The 22,665-nt window shown below is 56.2% G+C and carries 20 protein-coding genes; 9 read left to right on the forward strand and 11 right to left on the reverse strand.

The genetic code is table 11. The features are described from left to right. Nucleotides 1-10: 10 nt before the first annotated feature. The gene (locus tag AC07P6_RS22415; RefSeq protein ID WP_478314741.1) at nt 11-1,087 is read right to left on the reverse strand and encodes an efflux RND transporter periplasmic adaptor subunit; all 1,077 of its coding nucleotides are present in this window, start codon (nt 1,085-1,087) and stop codon (nt 11-13) included. Between the two features lie 72 nt (nt 1,088-1,159). Next, nucleotides 1,160-3,874, reverse strand: coding sequence for a cation-transporting P-type ATPase (locus tag AC07P6_RS22420; RefSeq protein WP_478317064.1), 2,715 nt, complete (start codon nt 3,872-3,874; stop codon nt 1,160-1,162). 503 nt (nt 3,875-4,377) lie between these two features. Between AC07P6_RS22420 and AC07P6_RS22425 the strand changes: the two genes are divergently transcribed. Beyond that, nucleotides 4,378-4,626 (forward strand): DUF1158 domain-containing protein, encoded by a 249-nt coding sequence (locus AC07P6_RS22425; protein WP_139538577.1) that lies wholly within the window; start codon nt 4,378-4,380, stop codon nt 4,624-4,626. On the opposite strand, the gene AC07P6_RS22430 is transcribed toward AC07P6_RS22425, so the two are convergent. After that, the gene (locus AC07P6_RS22430) at nt 4,555-6,177 is read right to left on the reverse strand and encodes an alpha/beta hydrolase-fold protein (protein ID WP_434659866.1); all 1,623 of its coding nucleotides are present in this window, start codon (nt 6,175-6,177) and stop codon (nt 4,555-4,557) included. The genes AC07P6_RS22425 and AC07P6_RS22430 overlap by 72 nt on opposite strands. Before the next feature lie 154 nt (nt 6,178-6,331). On the opposite strand from AC07P6_RS22430, the gene AC07P6_RS22435 reads away from it, so the two are divergent. Beyond that, the gene (locus AC07P6_RS22435) at nt 6,332-8,476 is read left to right on the forward strand and encodes a TonB-dependent siderophore receptor (RefSeq protein WP_478314743.1); all 2,145 of its coding nucleotides are present in this window, start codon (nt 6,332-6,334) and stop codon (nt 8,474-8,476) included. Nucleotides 8,477-8,530: 54 nt separating this feature from the next. On the opposite strand, the gene AC07P6_RS22440 is transcribed toward AC07P6_RS22435, so the two are convergent. Beyond that, nucleotides 8,531-8,872, reverse strand: a complete 342-nt coding sequence (locus tag AC07P6_RS22440; protein WP_478314745.1) for a RamA family antibiotic efflux transcriptional regulator — start codon at nt 8,870-8,872, stop codon at nt 8,531-8,533. A gap of 26 nt (nt 8,873-8,898) precedes the next feature. Beyond that, nucleotides 8,899-10,005, reverse strand: coding sequence for an MBL fold metallo-hydrolase (locus AC07P6_RS22445; RefSeq protein WP_478314747.1), 1,107 nt, complete (start codon nt 10,003-10,005; stop codon nt 8,899-8,901). A 190-nt stretch (nt 10,006-10,195) separates the two neighbouring features. On the opposite strand from AC07P6_RS22445, the gene AC07P6_RS22450 reads away from it, so the two are divergent. The 3 genes from AC07P6_RS22450 to nfsB all read left to right on the forward strand — a co-directional run bounded on the left by AC07P6_RS22450 (nt 10,196) and on the right by nfsB (nt 11,917). Further along, nucleotides 10,196-10,777 carry a TetR/AcrR family transcriptional regulator gene (locus AC07P6_RS22450; RefSeq protein ID WP_182207187.1) on the forward strand — a complete coding sequence of 194 codons (582 nt, stop codon included), beginning with the start codon at nt 10,196-10,198 and terminating at the stop codon, nt 10,775-10,777. Then, nucleotides 10,777-11,145: an MmcQ/YjbR family DNA-binding protein gene (locus tag AC07P6_RS22455; RefSeq protein WP_181483156.1), complete on the forward strand. Its 369-nt coding sequence runs from the start codon at nt 10,777-10,779 to the stop codon at nt 11,143-11,145. The genes AC07P6_RS22450 and AC07P6_RS22455 overlap by 1 nt, the downstream gene beginning before the upstream one ends. A gap of 118 nt (nt 11,146-11,263) precedes the next feature. After that, the gene (gene nfsB, locus AC07P6_RS22460) at nt 11,264-11,917 is read left to right on the forward strand and encodes an oxygen-insensitive NAD(P)H nitroreductase (RefSeq protein WP_478314749.1); all 654 of its coding nucleotides are present in this window, start codon (nt 11,264-11,266) and stop codon (nt 11,915-11,917) included. Between the two features lie 151 nt (nt 11,918-12,068). Here the strand turns inward: nfsB and AC07P6_RS22465 are convergent, their stop codons facing one another. Beyond that, entirely contained in the window at nt 12,069-13,097 is a 1,029-nt protein-coding gene (locus AC07P6_RS22465) for a DUF2157 domain-containing protein (protein WP_478314751.1), read from the reverse strand. A gap of 199 nt (nt 13,098-13,296) precedes the next feature. Continuing rightward, on the reverse strand, nt 13,297-14,163 hold the full coding sequence (locus tag AC07P6_RS22470; protein WP_478314753.1) for a helix-turn-helix transcriptional regulator: 867 nt from the start codon (nt 14,161-14,163) through the stop codon (nt 13,297-13,299). 109 nt (nt 14,164-14,272) lie between these two features. Here AC07P6_RS22470 and AC07P6_RS22475 point away from each other — a divergent pair, with 109 nt between their 5' ends. Then, nucleotides 14,273-15,700, forward strand: coding sequence for an MFS transporter (locus tag AC07P6_RS22475; RefSeq protein WP_434659872.1), 1,428 nt, complete (start codon nt 14,273-14,275; stop codon nt 15,698-15,700). A 77-nt stretch (nt 15,701-15,777) separates the two neighbouring features. Next, nucleotides 15,778-17,022: a mechanosensitive ion channel family protein gene (locus AC07P6_RS22480; RefSeq protein WP_181483161.1), complete on the forward strand. Its 1,245-nt coding sequence runs from the start codon at nt 15,778-15,780 to the stop codon at nt 17,020-17,022. A 5-nt stretch (nt 17,023-17,027) separates the two neighbouring features. Here the strand turns inward: AC07P6_RS22480 and AC07P6_RS22485 are convergent, their stop codons facing one another. Then, nucleotides 17,028-18,008: a LacI family DNA-binding transcriptional regulator gene (locus AC07P6_RS22485; RefSeq protein WP_181483162.1), complete on the reverse strand. Its 981-nt coding sequence runs from the start codon at nt 18,006-18,008 to the stop codon at nt 17,028-17,030. A 70-nt stretch (nt 18,009-18,078) separates the two neighbouring features. Continuing rightward, a complete protein-coding gene (locus AC07P6_RS22490; RefSeq protein WP_181483163.1) occupies nt 18,079-18,984 on the reverse strand; it encodes a LysR family transcriptional regulator in 906 nt (301 codons plus the stop codon). Nucleotides 18,985-19,165: 181 nt separating this feature from the next. On the opposite strand from AC07P6_RS22490, the gene AC07P6_RS22495 reads away from it, so the two are divergent. Together AC07P6_RS22495 and AC07P6_RS22500 are read left to right on the forward strand one after the other, a co-directional pair. Further along, nucleotides 19,166-19,915 (forward strand): SDR family NAD(P)-dependent oxidoreductase, encoded by a 750-nt coding sequence (locus AC07P6_RS22495; RefSeq protein WP_110273205.1) that lies wholly within the window; start codon nt 19,166-19,168, stop codon nt 19,913-19,915. A 117-nt stretch (nt 19,916-20,032) separates the two neighbouring features. Further along, nucleotides 20,033-20,449 (forward strand): Exc2 family lipoprotein, encoded by a 417-nt coding sequence (locus tag AC07P6_RS22500; protein WP_110273204.1) that lies wholly within the window; start codon nt 20,033-20,035, stop codon nt 20,447-20,449. Between the two features lie 36 nt (nt 20,450-20,485). Here the strand turns inward: AC07P6_RS22500 and AC07P6_RS22505 are convergent, their stop codons facing one another. Together AC07P6_RS22505 and AC07P6_RS22510 are read right to left on the reverse strand one after the other, a co-directional pair. Then, entirely contained in the window at nt 20,486-21,640 is a 1,155-nt protein-coding gene (locus AC07P6_RS22505; protein ID WP_478314756.1) for a Gfo/Idh/MocA family protein, read from the reverse strand. A 2-nt stretch (nt 21,641-21,642) separates the two neighbouring features. Beyond that, a complete protein-coding gene (locus tag AC07P6_RS22510; RefSeq protein WP_478314758.1) occupies nt 21,643-22,665 on the reverse strand; it encodes a sugar phosphate isomerase/epimerase family protein in 1,023 nt (340 codons plus the stop codon).

The raw sequence follows: 22,665 nt of genomic DNA on the forward strand, positions 1-22,665 counted from the left end.
TCCCCCCTCTTTATTTCAGCAACTGAACGGCTACGCCATCACGCAGGCGCTGCACACCTTCCGTCACCACGCGCTCGCCCGCATTAATACCGTCTAACACCGCGAACTCCTGCCCCTGCTGGCCGCCTGAGGTAAAACGTCGCAAGGTGACGGTGTTATCCGCCATCAGCACCCAGCTGTAAAAGCCCTGCGCATCCTGCTGTACCGCAGACGCCGGGATCATCGGGCTTTGCGCAAGCTGCTGCGGACGGAAGAAAACCGCCACGTTAGCGCCGGGCAGCAGACGGTGCTGCGGGTTTGCAAATTCAGCACGCAGCGCCACGCTGGCGGTGCGGCTATCAATGCGGTTATCGACGGAAGTCAGTACGCCGTTTTGCCGCTGCCCATCAACATCGACCTGCGCTATCCACGCCTGCTTCAGCGCGGCAATATCCGCATGCTGGCCCGCTTTGTCGAAAAAGGCGGTTTCATCGAGTGAGAAGGCGACGCGAATCGGATCAAGCTGGACCACGTCTACCAGTACGCCACTGGAAGGATTGACCAGGCTACCAACATGAAACGCGCTATGGCCGACGCGTCCGGTGATCGGCGAAGTTATACGGGTATAGCCGAGCGTAATTTGCTGGGCGGCAATGCGCGCCTGCGCCTGCTCCACGGCGGCGGCGACATCACGCTGCATCTGCGCGGTATCCACGTCGTTGCGGCTGATCGAGTGGTTATTTTTTAGCTGCTGATAGCGGCTTAACAGCTGCTGGGCCTGGCGGAGCGAAGCCTGCGCACTTCTCAGCTCGGCCTGCGCCAGCGCCAGCGCGGCTTTGGGCTGAGCGTCATCAAGGGTAAACAGCAGATCGCCTTTATTGACGTACTGCCCATCCTGAAAATGGCGCTGCACGATCGCCCCTTCAGTACGGGCGCGAATATCAACAGAGTGGATGGCCTCAACGCGACCAGAAATTTGCCGCTCGTTGGCATGCGGCGCTTGCTCAACGGTGGCAACGCGCACCGGAATCGCCGGAGCGGCGGCGGTCGTCAGAGCGTAGCCTGACAGGCCGCAAGCCAGCAAGGCGGAGCGGATGATCTTTTTCATGGGGGGAATTCCTTACGACGATGCGGCGTCCCTCCTCCCGCAGGAGAAGGGACGCCGGACGAATCAGACAGACTACGCGGTTTTGCGGAAACGGCGGGTCAGGCGTTTCTCAACTTCGACCACCAGGAACATCGCGATACCGATGACCAGTGTGATGAACCAGTAGCGCAGCGGCAGCCCTTCGGTACCAAACATCGTCTGCATCACCGGTACGTAGATGATGACCAGCTGCATCAGCAGCAGCACGCCGCTCACCAGCCAGATGCCTTTGTTACGCAGCAGCCCCATATTCAGCGAGAAGCTGTTGCTGCTGCGGCAGTTAATCATGTACACCCACTGCGCGGTCACCAGCATCTGCAGCAGCACGGTGCGGATAAACTCCGGGCTGTGGCCGCGCGGCGCCAGCCAGGCCTCAAGAATAAAGGCGGCGACGGCAATCATCGTGCCGACGAAAGCGACGCGCCAGACGGCAAAGGCATCCATCACATGCTGACCGGTTTTACGCGGCGGGCGGTTCATCGCGTTGCGCTCGGCGGCTTCAAAGGCGAGGCCGAAGGAGAGCGTGGCGGAGGTCGCCATGTTCATCCACAAAATCAGCACCGGCGTCAGCGGAATAATGTTCCCCGCCAGCAGGGCGATGATAATCAGCAGCCCCTGCGCCAGGTTGGTCGGCATAATGAACAGAATGGTTTTCTTCAGGTTGTCGTAGACCCGACGCCCCTCTTTTACCGAACTGGCGATGGTGGCAAAATTGTCATCGCTCAGAACCATGTCAGCGGCCTCTTTGGTCACTTCGGTTCCTTTGATACCCATGGCGATGCCGACGTCGGCCTGACGCAGCGCCGGAGCATCGTTGACGCCATCGCCGGTCATGCCAACCACTTCACCGTTATCCTGCAGCGCTTTCACCAGGCGTAGCTTATGCTCCGGGCTGGTGCGGGCAAAAATATCGTACTCAACGGCGGCTTTCGCCAGCTCGGCGTCGTCCATATGCTCCAGCTGGTAGCCGGTCATCGCCTGGCGGCTGTTAGTGATCCCCAGCATCTGGCCGATGCTCATCGCCGTCTGCGGGTGGTCGCCGGTAATCATCTTCACGCGGATCCCCGCGTTCTGGCAGGCGTGGATAGCGTCAATCGCTTCCGGGCGCGGCGGGTCCATCATCCCGGCAATGCCGAGGAAGACCAGACCTTCGCGAAGATCGTCGTGGGTCAGCGTGGTGCTGCCAACGTTAGCCGGTTTGTAGGCGGCGGCAACCATGCGCAGGCCCTGACGGGCAAAGCGCGCCATTTCCTCTTCCCAGTACTGCGGCTCGAACGGCACTGCGCCCTGCTTGCTCATCTGCTGGCGGCACATGGCGAAAATCACGTCCGGCGCGCCGGTAATCAGCACCTGCTCGACGTCGCCCATTTTCTGATGGGTCGCCATGTACTTGTACTGTGAGTCGAACGGAATTTTCGCGACCAGGCGGGCATCGACTGGCTCCAGCTGTGCTTTCGCCGCCAGCACCTTCAGCGCCCCTTCGGTCGGCCCGCCGGTAATACCCCACAGGCCACGCTCATCCTGAATCATCTGGCTGTCGTTACACAGGTCGATGGTGCGCAGGTAAGTTTCCAGCACGCTGCCCGGTTTAATCTGTACCGGCTCATCGCTGCCTTCCAGGCAGATGTTGCCCTGCGGCTCGTAGCTGTCGCCTTCAACGCGGTAGCAGCAATCGGCAGTGATGATCGCTTTGACGATCATCTCGTTCATCGTCAGGGTGCCGGTTTTATCCGAGCACACCACGGTCATTGCGCCCAGGGTTTCCACCGTTGGCAGCTTGCGGATAATCGCCCGCTGACGCGCCATCGCCTGCACGCCCAGAGAGAGAATAATTGAGATAATCGCCGGTAAACCTTCCGGCACGGCGGCAACCGCCAGGCTAATCAGGGAGAGCAGTAGCTCGCCAAGGGGAATGTCGCGCAGCGCCAGGCTGAAGACAAACAGCGCGGCCATCATCGCCAAGATAATGACGAAAATCGCCTTGCCGAGCTTGTCCATCTGCACCAGCAGCGGCGTGCGGTGCTTCTCAATGCCCGCCATCATCTGGTTGATGTGGCCAAGTTCGGTCTCCTGTCCGGTTGCGGTCACTACGCCAACGCCGCCACCAGCGCTGATGGTGGTGCCGGAGAACAGCATATTCGTGCGATCGCCCAGCGGCAGTTCACCTTCCAGCGCGTCGGTGGTTTTATCCACTACCGTCGACTCACCGGTCAGAATCGCTTCTTCCACCCGCAGATTGTGAGTTTCAATCAGGCGCATATCGGCAGGCACACGGTCTCCCGCGCGCAGAATGACGATATCGCCCGGAACCAGGTCGCGGGTCGGGATGGTTTCATGCTTACCGTTGCGCTGCACGCGGGCGTCGCTGGAGAGCATATTGCGGATGCCCTGTAGCGATTTTTCAGCATTGCTCTCCTGGATATGGCCGATCAGGGCATTGATCACCGTGACGCCAAGGATAACCAGGGTATCAACCCAGTGGCCCATTACCGCCGTAAGCGCGGCGGCAGCCAGCAGGACAAAAATCAGTACGTCGTTAAAGTGGGCGAGAAAGCGCAGCCAGGCGGGCTTGCCTTTCTTCTCTGGTAACGCATTCGGGCCGAAGGTCTGCAGACGCTCGGCGGCTTCAGCAGAGTTCAGTCCGTTAATATGGCTGTTTTTTTGCGCCAGCACCGCATCAACGGTCTGCTGATATGCCCGGCGTGGCGCGGTATCCCCTGAGGGGGTGGTATTATTAGTTTTGATCATTTTGGTCAAAATATATCTCCCTTAAAATTCCGTGAGGCGGAAAGCCTGGAATCATTCCGGGCCAATGAGAAAATTAAAAAACAGGCGGGAGATAATTTGAGCTTGCGCAATATTTAGTCTCTCGCAAATACAAAATTTGTGGTAAGTTAATTCTATAAAACAATAATTGCAAAATATTAATAAACCAAAACTAAACGAGGTCTACTATGTTTGGAATCTACCGCGGACGCCGTCTGGTGCTGTACATCTTGCTGGCCATTATTATCGCTACTCTGGTGGGATATAGCACCTATACTTTTGTAAAAGCGCTGGCTTAATAATGACGTTAATTTACAGTCCGGTGTAATTAACTTAATCACAAATATGCCCAAATTAATTAACATGGGGATTAAAGAGGATTAATAGATATAATACTTAAGACGTAATTTAATTCCCTGCGAAACTATATTGCATTGATTCACCTTTTACCGGACAATATGTTTTTAACTGATGATTAACAAATAATGAAACATCCGCTAGAAACGCTCCTCAGCGCCGCCGGCATTCTTCTGCTGGCGTTGATATCCTGCCTGCTGCTGCCAGCGCCGTCTCTTGGCCTGACGCTGGCGCAAAAACTGGTTGAGACGTTCCACCTGATGGATCTCAACCAGCTTTATACGCTGATCTTTTGCCTTTGGTTCTTAGCGCTGGGCGCTATTGAGTATGTGGTGTTGCGTTGGGTCTGGCGTCGCTGGTTTTCCCTTGAGCGCTAAGCCAGTAAAGTCACGCATACCGTTGACCAGCGCCTCGCACCAGGCGGCGTAATCGTGACCGCTGGAGGAGGGGTGGAAGCTCACCGCATAGCCCTTCTCTCTCAGTACCTGCTCAAATTCGAGGGTATTGGCATAAATGCCGCCGTCCGGCCCGCTGGTTTCGAATTTACCCGCCTGTAGCCAGAAACGCACCGGATAGCGCGGCGATTGCTGGTACTGCCGCGTTAGCCAACTGGCCTCTTCTCCTTTCGGTGCCCACCAGTACGACCCGGACAAGCTCAGCACGTTGCCAAACTGCCGCGGATAGCGCAGCGCCACCCAGGATGCGGCCAGCCCGCCGTAGCTGGAACCTGCGACCACGGTTTTTTGCCGGGTCAGGTTGAGCCCCTGCCGGTTCAGCCACGGCAGCAGTTCATGAGCCATAAAATCAGCAAAATGCGGATTTGGCGGCAGCTCTTTTGCCCGTCGCGGATGATCAAGGCTATCGATAAACACTACGTTAATCGGCGGCAGTACATGGCTGGCGATCAGGGAATCCAGTACGTTGGCAAAGTGATATTCGTCCTGATAAGTCTTTCCATCGAACAGCATTAAGGTCCAGCGTGCGGGCTGCGGCAGACGCGGGCGGTAAAGCATCACTTCACGTGTATTTTGCAGGAAGTCGCTACGTAGCTGATGACGGGTTAAGGTTCCGTAGCGCAGCGGTTGCGTCATACGCTGCGCCGAGCAAAAACGTGCAGGATTAAGCGCCAGCAAAGAGTAGCGACTCCAGCGATCCTGGGCGGTGTTGACGCTGTTGGGGTTGAGCGGATCTGCCTGGGCGCTGACCAGGATCGCCCGCCGCTGATCCCGCGCGCTGCCCGCAATCTGCGGCACATCCGGGGCGAGCTTATACTGCATTAGGGTATCGGCGGGCACCACGTAGCTGCGAAACCAAACATCGGAGTCGCCTAGGCGAAACAGCGGATCGTGATCTCCCGCCGGAGAACCCAGAATAAACACGTTCTGGCTCGCCCCGCGCCAAAGGAAAGTCACTCGCTTATGGCTGACGTCCACCGGTTCCACCATGGGAGTCCCTTCCAGTTCACGCTCCTGCCAGAAATTCGCCGTTGAACCTCCCGCCGCCAGCTCGCGCTTGAGCTGCTGCAGGCGCGGGCTGACCGGATCCAGTGCCTGGTTTTTTGCCAGCGCGGTGGTTTCTCGCATCTGCCATTGAAAACGCCAGCGCGCGCCCTCTTCACCGTGCAGCACCAGTGAGGAGGCGCGGTTTACCGGCAGAGAAAATAGCAAAGTTTGTTCTCCATCTGCCGGGCCGCCTGCCAATAGCGTGCGCAGGCGACGATTGTTCTCATCCAGCAGTCGGGCATCGGTGACGCCGGAAAGAGTCGCCGCAACATAGTTCTCGCCCAGCTTTGGCAGGTCAAAACAGACCTCGCCGCTGGCATCAAACTTCCCCTGCAGTTCACCTTGTAACGAAGGTGATTCACAGTTCATCGCCGCTGCCGGTAAGGCACTCATGCCAATTAGCAGGCCGCTCCACGCCGTCTTCATTGCCCGATATTTCCTTGTAAAAATTTGTTAATAACGCTAATGCAAATAATAACTATTTGCAATAACATTGACGCCGTTAATGACAGCCGCTGGGCAATTCATCTCGAAGATGGCGGTTTTTTGATGGCGATTTAACCAAGGAAAAATCATAAAAATGTTTAAATATAATAAGATAACAGCACTCTGGGCCGCGAGCTTCGCGGTATCCACCTTCGGCGGGCAGGCGCTGGCGGCGGAGGAAACGATCGTTGTCACCGCAGGCAGCGGCGAAGATCCAACAGCGCCGCTAAAGGGAATTGTCGCGACAAAGACGCTGTCGGCAACGAAGACTGCCGCAGAGATCGTCAAGACGCCGCAGTCGGTGTCGGTGGTCACTCGCGATCAAATGCAGGCGCTGGATGTCACCTCGGTTTCCCAGGCGCTGCGCTATAGCGCGGGCGTCTTTACCGAATATCGCGGTGCCTCGAACCGCAACGACGAAGTTTTCGTGCGCGGCTTTAGCTACGTGCCCAAATTCCTCGATGGCCTGAGCTACGGGGCCACCGCCTCCTCGCAGACCGGGACTTTCGACCCGTGGCTATTGGAGCGCGTTGAGCTGGTGCGAGGCCCGGCCTCGGTGCTGTTTGGCCAGGTTAACCCCGGCGGGCTTATCAGCATGACCAGCAAACGCCCCACCAGCCAGCCGATTCATGAAGTGCAGTTCCGTACCGGCAATAACAACCTTGCCGAAGGGGCTTTCGACTTTGGCGGCCCGCTGAGCGATGACGGCCACCTGCTCTATCGCCTGAACGGGATCGCCCGCACCCAGAATAATCAGATAGATGACTACAAAGAGACGCGGATGGCCATTGCCCCGGCACTGACCTGGTATCCTAACGACGCCACCCGCTTTACCCTGTTAACCAGCTATCAGAAAGACCCGGATGCCGGTTACCGTAACTTCCTGCCGCGCTACGGCACCGTGGAAAGCGTCGATAGCAGCTATATTCCGCGCGATTTTAACGTCAGCGACCCTAACTACAATCAGTCGTGGCGCGAACAAACGATGATTGGTTATGAATTCGAGCACCAGTTAAACGATACCTTCACCCTGCGGCAGAACGCCCGTTATGCCACCATCAAACAGAAATATCGTTATCTGGTGTACACCACCAGCGCCGCCAACAGCTCGGTGCTCTCGCGCCGCGCCCAACATGAAGAGCGCCAGACCGATGAGTTTGGTATCGATAACCAGCTTGAGGCGCAGTTTGCCAGCGGCCAGGTGGCACATACGGTGATTGGTGGTCTGGATTACAAAACCAGTAAAGATAAACAGTACCTCGGCCGCGCCGGTGGTTCACAGTACGATATCGACTGGCGCAGTCCCTCTTACGGCGTTAGCGTTGATGAAAGCACCTTCAGCACCGCCAGCGATGAGCAACAAAATCTCGACCAGGCGGGAATTTACCTCCAGGATCAGCTGAGCTGGCAGAATTGGGAGCTGCTGGTTTCGGGGCGCTACGACTGGGCAGAAGTGCGCACCACTGATTTTACCGATGCCAGCAGCACTCAGCAAAACGACAACAAGTTTACCTGGCGTACCGGGTTGCTGTACGCCTTTGATTTCGGCCTCTCGCCCTATATCAGCTACAGCACTTCGTTCGAACCTAATCTACAAACCAACCGCGCGCCGGGCGTCGGGCCGTTCGATCCAAGCGAAGGCAAGCAGGTAGAAGTGGGCCTGAAATATCAGCCGAACCCAAACGCGTTAATGACCCTCGCGCTGTATGACCTGACGCAGAGCAACGTCGCCACCTACAACAGCGCGGCCGGATGGTTTGAAAATAGCGGTAAGGTTCGTTCGAAAGGGGTGGAAGCCGAAGCGCACGCGACGGTCTTTGAAAACCTCAACCTGATTGCTTCATATACCTACACCGATGCGGAAACCGTCAATACCACCGTGGTAGATACCGAAGGAAAAACCCCAGCACGTATTCCGACCCATATGGCCTCGGCGTTCACCAGCTATACCCTGCCAGACGGCGCGCTAAAAAGCCTGACGGCGGGCGTTGGCGTACGCTATATCGGCACCAGCTATGGCGATGCGAAAAACACCTTTAAGGTTCCGGCGGTGGATTTGTATGACGCGATGGTGAGCTATGAGTTAGGCGAACTGAGTTCGAGCCTGAAAGGGGCGAAAGTACAGTTCAACGTCAACAATATTGCGGATACCAAATACGTGGCCTCATGCGCCAGCGACAGCGCTTGTTTCTACGGTATTGGCCGGACGGTCACGGCAACGATAAACTACGCCTGGTAAGAAAAAAATGTCCGCCGGTCTCCCCCAGCGGACATTTTTCAACTTTTCAGTCTTTCAGTGCGCGCGGCTGTGATTCTCTTTGCGATAAGCACCCGGCGGCTGGTTAAACGTACGGGTGAAAATGCGGGTAAACGTTTGCTGCGAGTCAAAGCCGTATTTCAGGCAGATATCGTAGACCCGCTGATCGGTATCACGCAGGTCGCGCGCCGCCAGCAGCAGCTTACGCTCGCGAATATAGCGCCCCAGACTCTCCCCTTTATACTGCAAAAACAGCCGTTGCAGATGCCATTTCGAGTACCCCGAATGACGCGCAATATCGTCAATGCGTAGCGGTTGATGCAAATTATCATCAATCCACTCGACGATTGTATCAATGACCTGAGCGGAAATAGTCATAAGTCCTCTCTCCTCTTGAACCACTCTCATCGTGACCGCCACCAGGCGTTAAATGATTGCGTTTTATCCGCGACCCAAACCGGCTCACCCAACATTGGCGTCAGCAGTCGCCACGGTCGCCCTGTGCTGGCCTCCGCCAGCCTTTTATACGGATCGTCCCATGTATGTTTTGCCAGCACGAAGCGCCCGGCGTGGCCCGGTAGCACCGCTCGGGCGTGTAAATCGTCAGCAGCCTGCGCCGTCTCTTCCGGCATCATGTGAATATATTTCCAGTCCTGGTCATACTGACCGTTTTCCATGATTGCCAGATCCACTTCACCAAACTGTTCCCCAATGGCTTTAAAGTGCGGGCCGTAGCCGCTATCGCCGCTGTAGTAAATTTTCTGCTGAGGGGTGACGAACATAAAGCTGGCCCACAGCGTCTGATTACGCTTGAGGCCGCGGCCGGAAAAGTGGCGCGCGGGCAGCGCGTGTACTGTCAACTCATCGCTAATCTGCACCGATTGATTCCAGTCCACTTCGTTAATAATGGCGCTATCGACGCCCCAGTAGCGCAGGTGTGAGCCGACGCCCAGCGGCGTTACCACGCGCTTGATTTTCGGCATCAGCGCTTTGATGGTGGCGTAGTCGAGATGGTCATAGTGATCGTGCGAGATAATCAGCAGATCGATATCCGGCATCTCTTGCGCATGCCACGGATAGTCGCCGGGGAAGGCCTTATTAAGAAACGAAAACGGCGCGGCATAGTTGCTGAACACCGGATCAATCAGAATGCGTTTGCCCGCCAGCTGTAGGTACCAGGAGGAGTGTCCCAGCCAGACCATAGTGTCCTGCCCTAACGGCAGGCTGGCGAGATCGGTTTTCACCAGCGGTAGCGGCTGGGCCGGTCTGGCATTTTCCCGTTTGGTGACTAAAAAATCCCACCATGCAGCCAGCATATTTTTTTGCCCGGTAAACCCGGGCGTGGGCAGTTGATTGTGAAACTGGCCGTCATGATAGTGCGGCGACTGTTCGACCAGGCTGAGCTGTTCGCCCTGCGGTGCCTGACCAAATCCGGCATTTAACACAAACGGCAAAGTTGTTGCTGACGCTAATAACATGATGGCGACCACGCTTAAGATGACACGGTTCATATCCTGACCTGGCGAAATCCTCCTTCCTGGAGGTTTTTGTTATAAGACTTGATTATGAGTGAGTAAGCACTCATTATTAGGAAGAAGCTGAAAGTCGTCAAGACGATTTTCAAATTTTGACAGTCGGCGTTGCAGTGCCCATGCCAGGCATGCTTAGATCAGGTTTTTATAACGTGTGAGGTAAAGTGTAGTGGCTCGTCCTAAGAGTGAAGATAAAAAGCAAGCGTTACTGGAGGCCGCAACCGCCGCCTTTGCCCAATCGGGAATCGCCGCCTCAACCTCCGCCATCGCCCGCAGCGCCGGGGTTGCTGAGGGGACGCTGTTTCGCTATTTTGCCACCAAGGACGATCTGCTCAACGAGCTTTACCTCTCTATCAAATCGGGGTTAGTTCAGGTGATGGTGTCTAGTCTTGTCCCAAACGAAACCCGCCCGAAAGAGAATGCGCGTAATATCTGGAACAGCTATATCGACTGGGGCATGCGCAAGCCGATGGAGCATAAAGCCATCCGCCGCATGGCTCTCAGCGAAAGAATTACCGATGAAACGCGTACTCGGGTCAAAGAAATGTTCCCCGAGTTAAACGAAATATGCCAACTTTCGGTAAAACCCATTTTTCTTAGCGATGCGTATCGTACGTTTGGTGATGCGCTATTTTTGTCACTGGCAGAAACCACTATCGAGTACGCCAGCAACGATCCGCAGCGTGCCAGGGAACTCATTGCATTAGGCTTTGAGGCAATGTGGCAGGCGCTGCATGAGGAAACTATCTGATGGACCACCGCTCGCTGCATGACCACGCGCATCGTATCGCGCTGGAGCTGCCCTTCACCGAACACTGCTGGCCGTTTGGCCCGGAATACGATGTGTTTAAAGTCGGCGGGCGAATTTTTATGCTGAGCATGACGATACGCGGCCGTGCGCTGATCAACCTGAAGTGCGATCCGCAAAAATCGCTGCTGCATCAAGAGATTTACCGCAGCATCGAGCCCGGTTACCACATGAACAAAAAGCACTGGATCACCGTAGTTCCCGGCGAGGATATCAGCGAGGGCCTGCTGGCGGATCTGATTGATGATTCGTGGAACCTGGTAGTCGATAAGCTCAGCAAAAAAGAGCAGCAGCGCCTGCGCCCAGCGTGATTTTCAGCGCAGCGCGATAAGTGTTATCGCATTTTTGCCCCTTATCATTTCCCCAACATCGCTGTACTCTTCCTGCACGAAACGCACCCGCAAGGGGTTGTAAACAGTGAGGAAGAGTATGGATATCGTATCGGTTGCCTTAAAGCGCTACTCCACCAAGGCATTTGACGCTACTAAAAAGCTGACTGCTGAACAGGCGGAAAACCTGAAAACGCTGTTGCAGTACAGCCCGTCAAGCACCAACTCCCAGCCGTGGCACTTTATCGTCGCCAGCAGCGATGAAGGTAAAGCCCGCGTCGCTAAAGCGGCGAGCGGCACCTACGTCTTTAACGAACGTAAAATTCTCGACGCGTCCCACGTGGTCGTTTTCTGCGCGAAAACCGCAATGGATGATGCCTGGCTTGAGCGCGTGGTGAACCAGGAAGAGGCCGATGGCCGCTTTGCTAATGCCGACGCCAAAGCCGCGAACCACAAAGGTCGCACCTTCTTTGCCGATCTGCACCGCAAAGACCTGCACGATGACGACCAGTGGATGGCGAAGCAGGTTTACCTGAACGTCGGCAATTTCCTGCTTGGCGTTGCGGCAATGGGTCTGGATGCGGTGCCGATTGAAGGCGTTGATTTCGCGATTCTTGATGACGAGTTCGACCTGAAGGCCCAGGGCTACACCAGCCTGGTGGTAGTGCCTGTCGGCCATCACAGCGTTGAAGATTTCAACGCCGCCCTGCCGAAATCCCGCCTGCCGCAGGCGACGACGATCACCGAGATTTAATTCTCTGGTTTTCTTTTACGCCAGGATAATCCCCGGATTGCGACTGTCGTCTTATCCGGGCTACAAAACACCTACTGTACTAACCCGTAGCCCGGGCAAGGCGCGTCAAGCGCCGCCCCCGGGTTTTGCAGCCGGGATACCCCCACCTTAACTACCGCTCCCCAGCGTGCCAGATACGCTCCGCATAGCGGCCAATCACCGCCAGCGAAACGGCAAGGATCAGGAAGAACACCACCTTGTGCATCCCGTCCCAGAAAAACTCGAAGAAGCGGGTATAGAGGTTGATGGCCAGGAACGTCAGGCCGAAACCGCGCAGCATGCCATCATCGGTTTTCAGGCTGATATAAATACAGATCCCTGCCGCTACGGCGAACAGCAATCCCCACGGCAGCAGCTGTCTTTGCACCATCCTGGACCAGCTATCGATATCGTAATTGCCGAAAATAGACAGGATCCACAGGGCGATAAACAGATACGTCAGACCCATCGCTTTGCTGACGGTAAACAGCTGGCGCTCGCGTAAATATTTCTGCGCGCCATAACAGAGTGCGAGCAGCGCGCCGCCGAACAGTACAAAGCGAATCGGATAGCTCATGCCCAGCCAGTAGGCTCCCCACCCCGACGCATAGCCCGTTTCTGCACCAAACCAGTTACCCAAAGACAGCAGAAAAAATAGCCACACCAGTCCAGAGCGGGCAAAGAAGCCAATCGCGCCGTAAATCACGCATCCGGCCAGGAACAGCGGCGCGATATGGCCGCTGCCGGTATCCAGGCGCTCACCCAGTTGCCATAGCGCCACGGCGGTAAAGACCACACCAAGAAACAGAATCGCTTCTGTACTGTAGTGCCACTGGGTTTCCCGCCGCTGGCGACGAAATCCCCAACCGTAGCAGGCCGCCGAGAGCAGCGTGGGCAGTATTATCCGCGTCAGCGCCGAGCTGCTGAACAGGCTAAGTAGATACTCAATCAGGTCGCTGTCGGCAAACAGGCTGCCCAGCGCCACCAGCACGCAGGCCAGCGCAGTCCAGAAAGCGTAGCGGCTCAGACGCTGCCAGTCGAAGGGGGAAACGTGCAGCGTTTGTGCTAATCGCTGGCTATCCTCCGGTGTTAACTCACCGCTGTTCTGCCAGGCGTCCAGCGTGCGCTGAATGATGCGTTGCTCTTTACGGGTAATATTCATAGGCATTCCTTGAGACTGGTGACAAACCTGTTTTAGCTATTGTGCTCGTATCTCTGCCGGGTGGCGGCTTGCGCCTTACCCGACCTACGAAAAACCGCAATATCAACCTGTTATGCAATTCTCTGCAGGCCCGCGCAAGCGCAGCGCCGCCGGGCAGTACCCGAAAATTGCACTTTGTCAGCAATCTGTTTCCTTGTGGTTAATGTTTATCCAGCCACGCCAGCGCCTGCTCGCCCGCATCATCCATCGGTAAATAGACCAGCAGGCGTGAGCCATTGCGCGGGGCCGAGTACCAGTACATCTGCTGCAAGCTAAAGCGTCCAAGCTGCGGATGGTTAAAGTTTTTCACCTGATTCTCCACTCCGCGCACTTCATAGCGCTGATACCACAGCGCCTCAAACTCCGCCGAAGCGGCGAAAAAGCGCGCCAGTTTATTCTCCCACAGCGGGTCGCCACGGTGCTCCGCCATCGCCGCGCGAAAGTAAGAGACAAACGTCGCCAGCACATCACGATTTTCGATCCGGCTGCGCCAGGTTTCATTGGTCAGATACAGATAAATGCAGTTGCGATCCTCTTCCGGGATCGTGGCGAAGTCGATACCCATCAGCCGACAAAAGCTGTCGTTCCACGCCACAATATCGAAGCTCGGCTTCTGAATACTGGCGGGCTGCGGCATCAGGCTATCGAGCATCCGCCTGGTCCCGGGGCTGATACCTTCACATACCGTGATCTGAGTGGCCTCCGGCGGAGTCAGCCCGGCCAGAACAAACAGATGCCGGGTCTCCAGCGGGCTGCACTGGAGCGCATTCGCCACCCCCACCAGCACCGCCTCAGACGGATTCACTTCCCGCCCCTGCTCCAGCCAGGTGTACCAGGTGACGCCAACGTCCGCCAGCATCGCCACCTCTTCGCGACGCAAGCCCGGCGTGCGTCGCCGCCCGACGCGCGGCAGCCCCAGACGCTGCGGGTCGAGGCTTTCGCGCCGGGCGCGCAGAAACGCACCGAGCTGTTTACGACCGTCATCTGGCGCCGTGACCGCCGATTCTCGTTGCGGCATCGTCGTCATAAATCCTCCAGCATGGTAGTACCAATACCAGTATAAGCAGGAACTGGTACCCGTTTAAATTATCGATGATGCTACGGCTATCCGCTGAATGACGCAATGGAGAGATCCGATGAATTCGTCTGCTGTTTCACCCGGCCGCGCCGGTTTATTCCTGCTGTTGACCGGCCAAATGCTGCCGTTGATCGACACCTCGATCACCAACGTCGCGCTGGATTCGATCACCCAATCGTTGAACGCCAGCGCCACCCAACTGGAGCTGATTGTCGCGCTGTACGGCGTCGCCTTTGCCGTCTGTCTGGCGATGGGCAGCAAACTTGGCGATAACTATGGCCGCCGCCGTCTGTTTATGTGGGGCGTAGCGATTTTTGGTGTCGCCTCCCTGCTGTGCGGGATGGCAAATTCCATTCATACCCTGCTGGCGGCACGCACCTTACAGGGTGCCGGTGCGGCGCTGATCGTGCCGCAGATCCTCGCCACTTTGCATATCACCCTCAAAGGCACCGCCCACGCTCGGGCCATCAGCCTGTACGGCGGCATTGGCGGTATCGCGTTTATCGTAGGTCAGATGGGCGGTGGTTGGCTGGTATCGGCGGACATCGCCGGTTTAGGCTGGCGAAATGCGTTCTTTATCAACGTGCCGATCTGCCTGCTGGTGCTGGCTTTTAGCCCGCGCTACGTCCCCGAGACCCGGCGCGAAGCGCATTCGCGTATCGACTGGCAGGGCACTTTCAGCCTTGCGCTGATCCTCTGCTGCCTGTTGTTCCCAATGGCGCTGGGGCCGGAACTGCACTGGCCGTGGGCGCTCCAGCTAATGTTAGTCGCCGTGCTGCCGCTGCTGCTGTGGATGCGAGCCAGCGCGCTGGGCAAACAGCAGCGCGGCGAACAACCGTTATTGCCGCCCCGCCTGCTGAAGCTCACCAGCATTCGCTTTGGTATGGCCATTGCCCTGCTCTTTTTCAGCGCCTGGTCCGGGTTTATGTTCTGTATGGCGCTGACCATGCAGGCAGGTTTGGGTATGGCGCCGTGGCAGTCCGGCAACAGCTTTATCGCCCTCGGCGTGGCCTATTTCATCTCTGCGCTGTACGCGCCGAAGTTGATTGCCCGTTACAGCATGGGGCGCATCCTGCTGATTGGCCTGTCGGTGCAGATTGTCGGCCTGCTGCTGCTGAGCGCCACGTTTTATCACCTTGGAACGCAAACCTCTACTCTGGCTCTGGTGCCGTCCACGGCGCTTATCGGCTATGGCCAGGCGTTGATCGTCAATAGCTTTTACCGCATCGGAATGCGCGATATCAGCGCCTGCGACGCCGGGGCCGGGAGCGCGATTCTCAGCACCCTGCAACAGGCAACGCTGGGCCTTGGCCCGGCGATCCTCGGTTCGCTATTCTTAACCCTTGCCCATCGCGGCGGCGGGGACTATCCATTAGCGTTAATCGATTTTCTGGCGGTTGAGGTGGTGATGATGCTGATATTAGGCGCCATCGCGCTATGCCTGCGCCATCATCTGAACGTGCATCCGGCGGTAGCGGCTTCATAATTCACATCTGCGTAACCTGCGATTTGCATAATAGTCATCCAGCGGTCATCATAACCGCTGGATGTAAAGGAGACGTTATGCAGGAATTAATATCGCAAATCGCCGCGTTAGGCATCGAAATAACCCCCACCAGCTCACTCATTATTATCTTCGGCATTATTCTTCTGACGGCAGTTGTCGTTCACCTTATTCTGCACAAAGTGGTGCTGCGTACTTTCGAAAAACGGGCGCAGGCCAGTAGCCATTTGTGGCTGCAAATCATCACGCAGAACAAACTGTTTCACCGCCTGGCCTTTACCCTGCAAGGGATTATCGTCAACGTACAGGCGGTTTTATGGCTGCAAAAAGGCAGCGAGGCTGCGGAAATACTCACCACCTGCGCGCAGCTGTGGGTGATGATATACGCGATGCTGTCCTTCTTCTCACTGCTGGATGTAGTGTTCAATTTATCGCAGAAATTCGCCACCGCCTCTCAGCTTCCGCTTAAGGGGATATTCCAGGGAATAAAGCTGGTTTGCGCGATTATTGTCGGCATTCTGGTTATTTCATTATTGATAGGCCAATCCCCGGCGATTCTGATTAGCGGCCTCGGCGCGATGGCTGCGGTATTAATGCTGGTATTCAAAGACCCGATTCTTGGCCTGGTGGCCGGTATTCAGCTCTCCGCCAACGATATGCTCAAGCTCGGCGACTGGCTGGAAATGCCGAAATACGGCGCTGACGGGGCGGTAATCGACATCGGCCTGACCACGGTGAAGGTGCGCAATTGGGATAACACTATCACCACCATTCCAACTTGGTCGCTGGTGTCCGACTCGTTTAAAAACTGGAGCGGCATGTCCGCTTCCGGCGGTCGACGCATAAAGCGCAGCCTGAATATCGATACCACCAGCATTCATTTTCTCGATGAACAAGAGCAGCAGCGCCTGATTCAGGCCAAACTGTTGAAGCCGTATATGGATTCACGTCACCAGGAAATTAGCGCCTGGAACCAGCAAAATGCGACCGACCAATCGGTGCTGAACCAGCGCAAAATGACCAATATCGGCACCTTCCGCGCTTATTTGCAGGAGTATTTACGCAACCATCCGCGCATCCGTAAGGATATGACCCTGATGGTGCGCCAGCTGGCCCCGGACGCCAGCGGCCTGCCGATTGAGATTTACTGCTTCACCAACACCGTGGTGTGGGCGGAATATGAGAGTATCCAGGCGGATATTTTCGATCACGTGTTTGCAGTCGTTGACGAGTTCGGCCTGCGGATTCACCAGTCCCCCACCGGCAACGATATTCGTTCGCTGGCGGGCGCGGTATCTCAGTAAGGTTCTCAAGCACTGGCTCGGGATATCACGCGCCAGTGCATCATCACCCGCTCAACGGCGGCGTCAGGATTATCGATTCTCTTCATTAATAGCGTCACCGCCGTGCGGCCTATTTCGCGCGATGGCTGTTCTACGGTTGTCAGCTGTGGTGATACGACTTCCGCCAGCTCGGTGCCATCAAACCCAATCAGCGCAATATCTTCCGGCACCCGCAGTCCGGCCTGAGCGATAGCTCGCAGCGCGCCCGCCGCCAATGAGTCAGAAACGGCAAATACCGCATCGGGCTTTTCGTCCAACGCCAACAGCTGTTCCATCGCCTTTTTACCGGCAGCGGCGCTAAGATCGCTGGCGTAGGTCACCTGCTGATAATTCAGTTCGCGAACGTGCAGCACGCTTTTATAGCCGCGCTCGCGCAGGCGCGCGTAACGATAGCTGAGATCGTGGTTGATGAGGGCAATTCGTCGACGCCCGCTGTCGACAAGCCGGGAAACCGCCCCCTGCGCCGCATCAACATCGTTAATACCGACGCAGGAGATGCTGCCGGTATCAGCATATTCCGCGCACTGGACCCACGGCGCATCGCCAATCATGGTGGTGAGTTCCGGCAGGCTGGAGAGCGCGTTCATGGTAATAATGCCGTCAACCATTTTTCCGGAAAGCAGTTGCAGGCCAGAGGTAGAACGCGCCAGGTCTGACCCGGAGTTACACAGCAGGATCCGGTAGCCGTTCTTTTCAGCCTCTTCTTCAATCCCCTTGACCACTTCAGCGCAAAAGGGATTCGCAATGTTAGAGACCATCACCAGAATCATGTAGCTACGAGCCGTTCGCAGCTGACGGGCCAGCAGATTAGGCTGATAGTTACTCTCTTTAATGGCCTGAAGTACGCGCTCGCGATTCTTCTCTTTGACGGTATCGCTGTTATTCAGCACTCGCGATACCGTCGCCACCGAGACGCCCGCCAGGCGAGCGATTTTCTGAATTGACATAGAGACTGCATTTCCTGCAATGGACGTTATATTTCGCAGGCTATCATAATTCTCTGGTTCCTGTGGTCAATTACCCTTTCACCGCCGCCGGAAACGTCTCCACAAGCCATTCAACAAATACGCGCAGCCGGGACGTAACGTGTCGATTCTGCGCATAAACAATGTGAAATGGATAAGAGGCCGGACGCCATTTGCTAAGTATTTCCACCAGTGTTCCGTTCGCCAGCTCATTTCTCAACGAGTAGGAGAAGGTCTGCACAATACCCAGCCCAGCCTCCGCTGCCGCAATATGGGCATTGCTCTCATTTATACCAAGGTGATATTCCGTTTTGATCTCCTGAGTGATGTCGTTGTCCTCAAAGCGAAATGGAAAGGCTCTTCCGCTGGCGGGAGACAAATAGCTGACAAGCCGGTGTCCGTTCTTCAATTCATCAGGATAAGCGGGAATACCGTAGAGCTTGAGGTAGCCCGGCGTGGCGCAGGTAATTATCGTCGCTTCACCGATTTTTCGGGCAATAAGCGTCGAGTCATCCAGCGGCCCTCCTCTTATCGCACAGTCAATGTTGCCGCTGATAAGGTCCATGGGGCTGTCAGCTACCGCCAGATCAATGCGAATATCCGGATAGGTCGCCATAAAGCCAGCCAGCAGAGGGATCAGAACATCGCGGGCGGTTGATCCTCCTACCGAGACGCGCAGATGGCCCTTTGGCTTGTTGCGAGAAGCTCTAAATGAGGCGTCAATCTCGTCCAGATCCTTAAGAATACGTACCGCTTTTTCATAGTACTCGCGCCCTTCCGGCGTGACGGTAATGCGTCGGGTTGTACGTTGCAGCAAGCAAACGCCAAGATGAGATTCAAGCTGTTGAATCGCTTTACTGAGGGTGGCATTGGGCATATTCAACGAGTCTGCGGCCCGGGTAAAGCTGTTTGCTTCGACAACGCGCGTAAAGACTTTGAGGGCTGAAAACCGATCCATTATTCGCTTTTTCCTGATAGCAGTCGGCGATTATTCATAGGTGTGAAGAGTGTTTTTCACATTACTACGTTTTTTGCACCCGTAGCTGACGGTACAGTGACAACCGTACTTAGCCGCCAGGTTATCACTGTAAGTCGATGACTCAATTGGCATATTCATACTTTAGTTAAGGAAGTGCATCATGAGTAAAAAACTTTCGGCAAAAATCGCGTTAGTCACCGGCGGCAGCTCGGGTATCGGCCTTGCGTCTGCACAGGAGCTGGCAAATCAAGGTGCGACGGTGTACATCACCGGCCGCCGCCAGGAGGAGCTTGACGCTGCGGTAGCGTTAATCGGTCCCGCAGCCAGAGGGATCCGTGCCGATGCCTCTATTTTAAGCGATCTGGATGGCGTGTTTTCGACCATTGCCAGCGAATCTGGCCGACTGGACGTGCTTTTTGCCAATGCGGGCGGCGGCGACATGATGCCGCTGGGCGCCATAACAGAAGAGCACTTCGATCGTATTTTCGGCACCAACGTGCGCGGCGTGTTGTTTACCGTTCAGAAGGCCTTGCCGCTATTGACGCAGGGTGCTTCCGTCATCCTTACCGGCTCTACGGCGGCGGTCAAAGGAACTGCGAATTTCAGCGTGTACAGCGCCAGCAAGGCCGCCGTGCGTAATCTGGCCCGTTCATGGGCGCTGGACCTGAAGGATCGCGGTATCCGCGTTAATGTGGTCAGTCCGGGGCCAGTGCGTACACCGGGCCTGGGAGGGCTTGTCGCGCAAGAGCAGCGCCAGGGACTCTTTGATATGCTGGCCGCCGACGTACCGCTGGGGCGCATTGGCGAGCCGGAGGAAGTAGGGAAAACTGTCGCGTTCCTGGCTTCTGACGACGCGAGCTTTATTAACGCATCTGAAATCTACGTTGATGGCGGGCTGGCGCAGATCTAAAAAATACGATACCTGAAGACCCCTGGATAAATGGGTCTTCAGGTGCTACCGTGCTGTTTTTCCTGTACTCAAATTATCCAGAGTGCATATTCTAAATAATTAGGGATGATGTCATCAATGAAACTAAAAATAGCGATTATTGCATTCAGCTGTTCTCTGGCCGCTCTCTCCGGCTGCACCTCCTCAAAATCTTCGCCGGAGCGCCATGCTTACTATTTTGTCTCACACCGCACCGATTTTGTCGGCGGTAATTTCGCGACTAACCGTCAGGAAAATTACCGTTTAAATCTGCCAAACTTTACCGAGATATATGCTCAGGGCCAGAAAGATAAAGCGTCAGGCATGAGCGAAAACGATGCCCGCCGCACCGCTGATTCCATCAAGCAGCAGGCAGCGCAAGGCACAAAGACGCAACACTCTTTCAACGGCAACGCTAACGATAAGTGGGACAACGCAATGGAGGATAAAGACGCCGTGCTGTTCGGCAACGAGCTGTCCGGAGCGTATCTCGATGGCTATCTTGGCGTGAAGTAATTCAGCCGGTGCGCGAAATGCGCACCGCAGTCTCTCTCATGACCTTACCACCTTCACCCAGCGCTGCTGCTGATGGCTTTTCACTATCGCATCAACGATGTACATCACGTCCGCGCCCTCATAAAACGACGCAAAGCGCCGCGACCGCTCTTCCGGCATTTTTCCGGCACGAACCGCCTGATAAAAGCTCAGCATCATATTTTTAAACGCATCGGGCCAGCCTTCGATATGCCCGCCGGGAAAATGAGCGCTGGCGGCGACCTCACCCAGCATCAGGCTTGGGTCGTCGCTCAGCAGTTGGTTTGGCCGATGGCGATGCCCCATCCATAGACGCTGTGGCACTTCCTGATCCCAGGCCAGAGAGCATTGACTGCCGTTGATCTCTACCGTCAGACCATTTTTTCTCCCGGCGCTCACCTGCGAGACGGTGAAGCAGCCTTTGCTGCCATCATCAAAACGGAACAGTACCGACCCCATATCTTCAGTATCGACGGGACGTTCTTCATAACGCACATCGTCACTATACTGGCTAAAAGTGGCATCCCCTGCGACGGGCGCTTTGCGCGTCGGCCAGACGATAGACAGATCAGCCATCACCTCTACGATGCGTCGGCCGGTCATAAACTGCACCGTATCGCACCAGTGGGAGCCGATATCCGCCACTGCCCGCGATGCGCCGCCCTGCGCCGAATCGACCCGCCAGTTATAGTCAGTTTCCAGCAGCATCCAGTCCTGGAGATAGCTGCCGTGTACGCCAAACAGCCTCCCGACATCGCCATTGCGCATCATCGCCGCCGCCTGCTGCACCATGGCAAACTGGCGATAGACAAAGCTGACCCCGTGGACCACCCCGGCATTTTCCGCCAGCGCCACCAGCTCACGCGCCTCTTCCGGCGTCATGCATAGCGGCTTTTCAGAAAAGACGTGCAGCCCGGCGGCCAAAATCTGCCGGTTAATCTGTGCGTGCAGGTGGTTCGGCGTGCAGTTATGCACCACCTGTAGACCCGGATGCGCCAGCATTGCCTCCACGCTATCGTAGGCGTTAGCTACGTTAAGCTGTCGCGCTTTTTGCTGGGCCAGCTCCAGGCTGCCGTCGCACAGCGCGACCACCTCAATATCGCCCACTCTGCGTAGCGCTTCCAGATGTGCCGGGCCAATAAACCCGGAGCCAATAATGCCAACCTGAATCATCCTCAATCCTCCCCGCCCGCAGCAAAATCATCAAACGCCCGCCCGGAAACCGGGATGATATGACGACGGATAAACTCGCTGCCTTCGCGCGCGCCAACCTCTGCGTCCTTCAGGCAGCATTCCCACTCCAGCACCGCCCAGCCGTCAAAATCGTATTCGGTAAGCTTGCTGAAAATCGTTTTGAAATCGATCTGCCCGTCGCCCAGCGAACGAAAACGCCCTGCCCGCTGCTGCCAGTTTTGATAGCCGCCGTAGACCCCACTGCGCCCACTGCGGCGGAATTCCGCGTCTTTGACGTGAAACGCTTTTATTCGTGAGTGATAGATATCGATGTACGCCAGATAGTCTATCTGCTGGAGGTGCAGGTGGCTGGGGTCGTAGAGCATATTGCAGCGCGGGTGGTTATCAAGGCGTTGCAGGAAACGCTCAAAAGTCACGCCATCATGCAGGTCTTCGCCGGGATGAATTTCGTAGCATAAATCCACGCCCTGCTCGTCGAATACATCAAGCAGAGGCCGCCAGCGCCGGGCCAGTTCGTCAAAAGCTTCATCCAGCAGCGGCTGGTTATGCGGCGGCCACGGATAAAAATAAGGCCACGCCAGCGCTCCGGAAAAGGTGGCGTGCGCTTTTAGCCCCAAACGCGCGGAAGCCACCGCTGCCTGACGTACTTTCTCCACCGCCCACTGCTGGCGCGCCTGCGGGTTACCGCGCAGCGCGGCGGGAGCAAAAGCGTCAAAGGCCTCGTCATAAGCCGGATGCACGGCCACCAGTTGCCCTTCGAGGTGTGTTGAAAGCTCGCTGATCGCCAGGCCATATTCTGCCAGTATGCCGCTCACTTCATCGCAGTAGGTTTGGCTTGCCGCCGCCTGCTCGACATCGAAAATTGCCGGATGGTTGCAGGGGATTTGCAACGCCTGATATCCCAAACCAGCGGCCCACTGCGCTATCCCCTCCAGAGTATTAAACGGTGCCTGCGCGCCGATAAACTGCGCCAGAAAAATGCCCGGTCCCTTGATCGTTTTCAT

The organism is Klebsiella sp. GFKo11, assembly GCF_056490265.1.

Bases quoted from the DNA above. Each gene is read 5' to 3' on its own strand.
- AC07P6_RS22415 (WP_478314741.1), bottom strand. From the start codon at position 1,087: ATGAAAAAGATCATCCGCTCCGCCTTGCTGGCTTGCGGCCTGTCAGGC.
- AC07P6_RS22420 (WP_478317064.1), bottom strand. From the start codon at position 3,874: ATGATCAAAACTAATAATACCACCCCCTCAGGGGATACCGCGCCACGC.
- AC07P6_RS22425 (WP_139538577.1), top strand. From the start codon at position 4,378: ATGAAACATCCGCTAGAAACGCTCCTCAGCGCCGCCGGCATTCTTCTG.
- AC07P6_RS22430 (WP_434659866.1), bottom strand. From the start codon at position 6,177: ATGAAGACGGCGTGGAGCGGCCTGCTAATTGGCATGAGTGCCTTACCG.
- AC07P6_RS22435 (WP_478314743.1), top strand. From the start codon at position 6,332: ATGTTTAAATATAATAAGATAACAGCACTCTGGGCCGCGAGCTTCGCG.
- AC07P6_RS22440 (WP_478314745.1), bottom strand. From the start codon at position 8,872: ATGACTATTTCCGCTCAGGTCATTGATACAATCGTCGAGTGGATTGAT.
- AC07P6_RS22445 (WP_478314747.1), bottom strand. From the start codon at position 10,005: ATGAACCGTGTCATCTTAAGCGTGGTCGCCATCATGTTATTAGCGTCA.
- AC07P6_RS22455 (WP_181483156.1), top strand. From the start codon at position 10,777: ATGGACCACCGCTCGCTGCATGACCACGCGCATCGTATCGCGCTGGAG.
- nfsB (WP_478314749.1), top strand. From the start codon at position 11,264: ATGGATATCGTATCGGTTGCCTTAAAGCGCTACTCCACCAAGGCATTT.
- AC07P6_RS22465 (WP_478314751.1), bottom strand. From the start codon at position 13,097: ATGAATATTACCCGTAAAGAGCAACGCATCATTCAGCGCACGCTGGAC.
- AC07P6_RS22470 (WP_478314753.1), bottom strand. From the start codon at position 14,163: ATGACGACGATGCCGCAACGAGAATCGGCGGTCACGGCGCCAGATGAC.
- AC07P6_RS22475 (WP_434659872.1), top strand. From the start codon at position 14,273: ATGAATTCGTCTGCTGTTTCACCCGGCCGCGCCGGTTTATTCCTGCTG.
- AC07P6_RS22480 (WP_181483161.1), top strand. From the start codon at position 15,778: ATGCAGGAATTAATATCGCAAATCGCCGCGTTAGGCATCGAAATAACC.
- AC07P6_RS22485 (WP_181483162.1), bottom strand. From the start codon at position 18,008: ATGTCAATTCAGAAAATCGCTCGCCTGGCGGGCGTCTCGGTGGCGACG.
- AC07P6_RS22490 (WP_181483163.1), bottom strand. From the start codon at position 18,984: ATGGATCGGTTTTCAGCCCTCAAAGTCTTTACGCGCGTTGTCGAAGCA.
- AC07P6_RS22495 (WP_110273205.1), top strand. From the start codon at position 19,166: ATGAGTAAAAAACTTTCGGCAAAAATCGCGTTAGTCACCGGCGGCAGC.
- AC07P6_RS22500 (WP_110273204.1), top strand. From the start codon at position 20,033: ATGAAACTAAAAATAGCGATTATTGCATTCAGCTGTTCTCTGGCCGCT.
- AC07P6_RS22505 (WP_478314756.1), bottom strand. From the start codon at position 21,640: ATGATTCAGGTTGGCATTATTGGCTCCGGGTTTATTGGCCCGGCACAT.
- AC07P6_RS22510 (WP_478314758.1), bottom strand. From the start codon at position 22,665: ATGAAAACGATCAAGGGACCGGGCATTTTTCTGGCGCAGTTTATCGGC.